The organism is Nioella sp. (genome assembly GCF_964229645.1).
Classification (GTDB): Bacteria; Pseudomonadota; Alphaproteobacteria; order Rhodobacterales; family Rhodobacteraceae; genus Nioella.
In genome coordinates, this window is the sequence record NZ_CAXREX010000249.1 from 1 (window position 1) to 4338 (window position 4338).

A 4338-nucleotide genomic window follows, 5' to 3' on the forward strand; every position below is an offset into this window, starting at 1 on the left:
ATCACCGCGATGCTGGCCGCCGCCGCACGTATCGGTGCGCCCCTGGGGCATGATTTCGCGGCGATCAACCTTTCTGACAACCTAAAGCCTTGGGACCTGATAGAGACACGCCTGCGCGCGGCGGGCGAAGCGGGCTTCGCCATGGCCTTCTACAACCCACGGTCCAGATCGCGCCCGCACCAGTTTGCCCGCGCTTTGGAGATCCTGCGCGAGGCTTGTGGGGAAGAGACGCTGATTTCCTTCGCCCGCGCGGTCAGCACGCCCGAGGAAGATATCCGCACCGTGACACTGGCCGAGGCCACGCCCGAGATGGCCGACATGCGCACGATGGTGATCGTCGGCAACCGCGACACGCGCCGGGTGGGGCCCTACGTCTACACCCCGAGATCGGCGCTGTGATCCAGCCAGTCCATAACCGCGCTGGCGCTTGTCAGGATGCGGCGGGCTGGCACATGCGGCCTGTCGATCAGGATGACCGGCAGGCCGAGAACGCGAGCCGCGTCAAGCTTGGCGCGCGCCCCTGCACCGCCACCGTTCTTGGCCACGACATGGGTGATGCGATGACGCTCCATCAGCGCGCGATCGCCCGCCACGTCGAAGGGCCCCCGAGCTATGACGGCCTCGGCATCCGGCAGCGGCAGCGCGTCTTTCGGCGGATCAACCAGGCGCAGAAGGTAGAAGTTTCCGGGCTTCGCCGCGAAATCCGCCACATGCTGCTTGCCGATCGCCAGGAATACGCGCGCCCCTTCGGACGGAAGGGCAGCGACCGCGCCGCCCATGTCCGCGACATGGGCCCAGCGGTCGCCCTCCCCCTCGATCCAACCCGGGCGCTCCAGTCCCGTCAACGCAACCCCCGCCTCGGCGCAGGCATGAACGGCATTCGTGCTCATCTGGGCGGCGAAGGGATGGGTAGCGTCGACCACATGCGTGATCCCCTCGGCGCGCAGGTAGTCCACCAGGCCCGGAATGCCGCCAAAGCCCCCCACCCGCGTGGGCAGGGGCTGCGCCATCGGCTTGTCGGTTCGCCCCGCGTAAGAGAAGATGGCATCCGCCCCCGCCTCGGCCAGAAGGCGGGCGAGCGTGGTGGCCTCGGTCGTGCCGCCAAGCAGGAGGATGCGTGTCATGGCTGAGCCCTGGTTGTCCCTGATCGGTCTGGGGGAAGATGGCCTGAACGGGTTGTCGCCCGCAAGCCGCGATGCCCTGGATGCGGCAGAAATCGTCTTTGGCGGGCCGCGGCACCTGGGCCTCGCTGGCGCCGGGGACAGGGGCCGTGAGTGGCCCGTGCCCTTCTCGGTCGAGCCGGTTCTGGCCCTGCGCGGGCGGAGCGTTGCGGTGCTGGCCTCGGGCGATCCCTTCTGGTTTGGCGCGGGCGGGTCGCTGTCGCGCCACCTTGCGGCGGACGAATGGCGCGCTTTCCCCGCGCCGTCCTGCTTTTCGCTGGCGGCAGCGCGGCTCGGCTGGAAGCTGGAAGAGGTGCTGTGCCTCGGCCTGCATGCCGCGCCTTTCGAACGGCTGACCCCGGTCCTGCACGAAGGCGCCCGCCTTCTGTGCACGTTGCGCGATGGCGATGCGGCGGCGGAACTGGCGACATGGCTGACCGATCAGGGCTTTGGCGCATCACGGCTGACCATCTGCGAAGCGCTCGGCGGGCCGCGCGAACGGTTGCGCAACATCGATGCAGCGGGGTTTGACCTCGCAGAGGTCGCCTCCCCCACCCTCGCCGCGATCGAAGCCATGGGCGCGCCGGGACTGTCCCGCGCATCTGGTCTTCCCGACGAGATGTTTCAAAGCGATGGCCAGATCACCAAGCGCCCGGTGCGCGCGTTGACCCTTTCCGCCCTTGCACCCCGGCCCGGTCAGCACCTGTGGGATCTGGGGGCTGGCTCGGGCTCCATTTCGGTCGAGTTCTGCCTCGCCGCGCCCGGCGCCACCGCCACGGCGCTGGAAACCCGCGCCGACCGGGCCGTCAACATCCACGCCAATGCCCAGGCCTTCGGGCTCGATCACCGGATCGCCGTCGTGGAAGGCCGCGCGCCCGAGGCGCTGGAGGACCTGTCCGACCCCGACACCGTCTTCGTCGGCGGTGGCGCGACCGAGGAGATGCTGACCGCCCTGTGGGAACGGATGCCGAAAGGGGCGCGGCTCGTGATGAACGCCGTCACGCTGGAAACCGAGGCGCTGCTCATTCGCTGGAGCGAGGCCTATGGCGGCCACCTTCTGCGCGCGGACCTGTCCGAGGCCGGGCCGCTTGGGTCCATGCGCGGCTGGACGCGCGCGCGGCCCATGATGCAATGGACGGTGACGCGATGATCTGGGCCGGGGTGGGATTGCGCGAGGACGCGACCGGGGCAGCTTTTGCCGATGCGCTGGCCCGCGCGGGTCGCCGCCCCGATGCGCTGGCCTGCCTCGACATCAAGGCAACCCAGGCACTGACCGATTGGGTCAAGGCCGAGGGCCTTCCCCTAACCCACCTGACCGAACAGGACATCGCGGGCGAGCAGACGCTCACCTGCTCGCCCCGCATCAAGGCGCGTTTCGGCACCGGCAGCGTGGCCGAGGCGCTGGCTCTGGCATCGGCGCGCAAAGGCGGCTACAGGGCACGCCTGATCGCGCCGCGCGTGCAAAGCGCCTGCGGCATGGCCACGATCGCGCTGGCAGAAAGGACCTAGGACATGACCGTGCATTTCATCGGTGCAGGCCCCGGCGCGGCCGACCTCATCACCCTCCGGGGCCGCGACCTGATCGCGTCCTGCCCGGTCTGCCTCTATGCCGGGTCGCTGGTGCCGAATGAGTTGCTGGCACATTGCCCCGAAGGCGCGCGGATCGTGAACACCGCGCCCTTGTCGCTTGACGAGATCATCGCGGAAATCAAGGCGGCCCATGCGGCAGGCCATGACGTGGCGCGGCTACATTCCGGGGACCTGTCGGTCTGGTCCGCCATGGGCGAGCAATTGCGCCGCCTGCGTGCGGAGGGCATCCCTTACGACGTGACACCGGGCGTGCCGTCCTTTGCCGCCGCTGCCGCCGCTTTGGGCGCGGAACTGACCCTGCCCGGCGTGGCGCAGTCGCTGGTGCTGACCCGCACCTCTGGCCGCGCCTCGGCCATGCCCGAGGGCGAGACGCTGGAAAACTTCGCCGCCACAGGCGCGACGCTGGCCATTCACCTGTCGGTCCATGTGCTGGAGGACGTGGTGGCCCGCCTTTCCCCCGCCTATGGCCCCGATTGCCCTGTGGCCGTGATCTGGCGCGCGACATGGCCTGACCAGCGCATCGTCAAGGCGACGCTTGCCACCGTTGAGGCCGCGACCGGAGGCGAACGCGGGCGCACGGCGCTTATCCTCGTGGGGCCTGCGCTCGGCGCGGAGGATTTCGACGAAAGCTGCCTTTACGCCGGCGATTACGACCGCCGCTTCCGCCCCGTGGGCACCGACCCGCGTTTCCCGGAGACGGCCGAGTGATCCCCAAGGGCCTCATCATCTCTGCCCCCGCCTCGGGCACCGGCAAGACCACGCTGACGCTTGGCCTCCTGGCGGCCCTGCGTGCCCGTGGCCTGACCGTGCAGCCCTTCAAGAGCGGACCGGACTATATCGATCCCGGCTTTCACTCCGCGGCGGCGGGCCGGGCATCCATCAACCTCGACACCTGGGCCATGGACGAAGGGATGATCGGCGGACTGATCGGGGTGGCCGACGGGGCCGACCTGATCGTCGCCGAAGGCTCCATGGGGCTTTTCGACGGGGTGGTGCGCGACGGGGAAAGCGGCAACGGCTCCTCGGCGGGGCTTGCAACGCTGACGGGCTGGCCCGTTTTGCTCGTGCTCGACACCTCCGGTCAGGCGCAATCGGCTGCCGCCGTGGCCAAGGGGTTTGCCACGATGCGCCCTGATGTGCGGGTCGCGGGCGTGGTGCTCAATCGCGTGGCCTCGCCCCGGCACGAGGCGATGCTGCGCGCGGGCATGCAGGAGGTCGGGATCGAGGTTCTTGGCGCCCTGCCCCGGCGAAAGGACATCGAGATGCCCTCGCGCCACCTGGGTCTCGTGCAGGCGGGCGAGCAGGAAGACATGCCGCGCATCCTGGAGGCGGCGTCGCGCTTCGTGGCGGACAACGTCGATCTCGACGCGCTGCTGGCTCTGGCCGGGGCGACGCACCCGCAGGGTGCGCCTCCTGTCCTGCCGCCCCCCGGTCAGCGCATCGCGCTGGCCCGCGACGGGGCGTTTTCCTTCGTCTACCCGCATCAACTGGATGGATGGCGGCGCGCGGGGGCCGAGATCCTGCCCTTCTCTCCGCTCAATGACGAGGCCCCCGACGACAGCGCCGATACCTGCTGGCTGCCCGGCGG

General features: G+C 69.7%; 6 protein-coding genes. 5 read left to right on the forward strand and 1 reads right to left on the reverse strand.

Annotation, left to right across the window (positions count from 1 at the left end):
- The coding region (locus ACEQXV_RS16755; RefSeq protein ID WP_370270104.1) for an SAM-dependent methyltransferase at positions 1 to 399 on the forward strand (399 nt) is incomplete at its 5' end.
- Here ACEQXV_RS16755 and ACEQXV_RS16760 read toward each other — a convergent pair.
- Complete coding sequence (locus ACEQXV_RS16760; protein ID WP_370254102.1) at positions 375 to 1124, reverse strand: cobalt-precorrin-6A reductase; 750 nt, start codon at positions 1122 to 1124, stop codon at positions 375 to 377. The two genes, ACEQXV_RS16755 and ACEQXV_RS16760, sit on opposite strands and share 25 nt — an antisense overlap.
- On the opposite strand from ACEQXV_RS16760, the gene cbiE reads away from it, so the two are divergent.
- The 4 genes from cbiE to ACEQXV_RS16780 form a co-directional block, all read left to right on the forward strand.
- Positions 1123 to 2310 (forward strand): precorrin-6y C5,15-methyltransferase (decarboxylating) subunit CbiE, encoded by a 1188-nt coding sequence (cbiE, locus tag ACEQXV_RS16765; protein ID WP_370270105.1) that lies wholly within the window; start codon positions 1123 to 1125, stop codon positions 2308 to 2310. The two genes, ACEQXV_RS16760 and cbiE, sit on opposite strands and share 2 nt — an antisense overlap.
- Positions 2292 to 2669 (forward strand): cobalamin biosynthesis protein, encoded by a 378-nt coding sequence (locus ACEQXV_RS16770; protein ID WP_370270107.1) that lies wholly within the window; start codon positions 2292 to 2294, stop codon positions 2667 to 2669. The genes cbiE and ACEQXV_RS16770 overlap by 19 nt, the downstream gene beginning before the upstream one ends.
- A gap of 3 nt (positions 2670 to 2672) precedes the next feature.
- On the forward strand, positions 2673 to 3458 hold the full coding sequence (cobM, locus tag ACEQXV_RS16775) for a precorrin-4 C(11)-methyltransferase (RefSeq protein ID WP_370270108.1): 786 nt from the start codon (positions 2673 to 2675) through the stop codon (positions 3456 to 3458).
- Positions 3455 to 4338, forward strand: an 884-nt coding sequence (locus ACEQXV_RS16780) for a cobyrinate a,c-diamide synthase (protein WP_370270109.1), incomplete at its 3' end; no start/stop codon positions are given. The genes cobM and ACEQXV_RS16780, both read left to right, overlap by 4 nt.

Bases quoted from the DNA above. Each gene is read 5' to 3' on its own strand.
- ACEQXV_RS16770 (WP_370270107.1), top strand. From the start codon at position 2,292: ATGGACGGTGACGCGATGATCTGGGCCGGGGTGGGATTGCGCGAGGAC.
- ACEQXV_RS16760 (WP_370254102.1), bottom strand. From the start codon at position 1,124: ATGACACGCATCCTCCTGCTTGGCGGCACGACCGAGGCCACCACGCTC.
- cbiE (WP_370270105.1), top strand. From the start codon at position 1,123: ATGGCTGAGCCCTGGTTGTCCCTGATCGGTCTGGGGGAAGATGGCCTG.
- cobM (WP_370270108.1), top strand. From the start codon at position 2,673: ATGACCGTGCATTTCATCGGTGCAGGCCCCGGCGCGGCCGACCTCATC.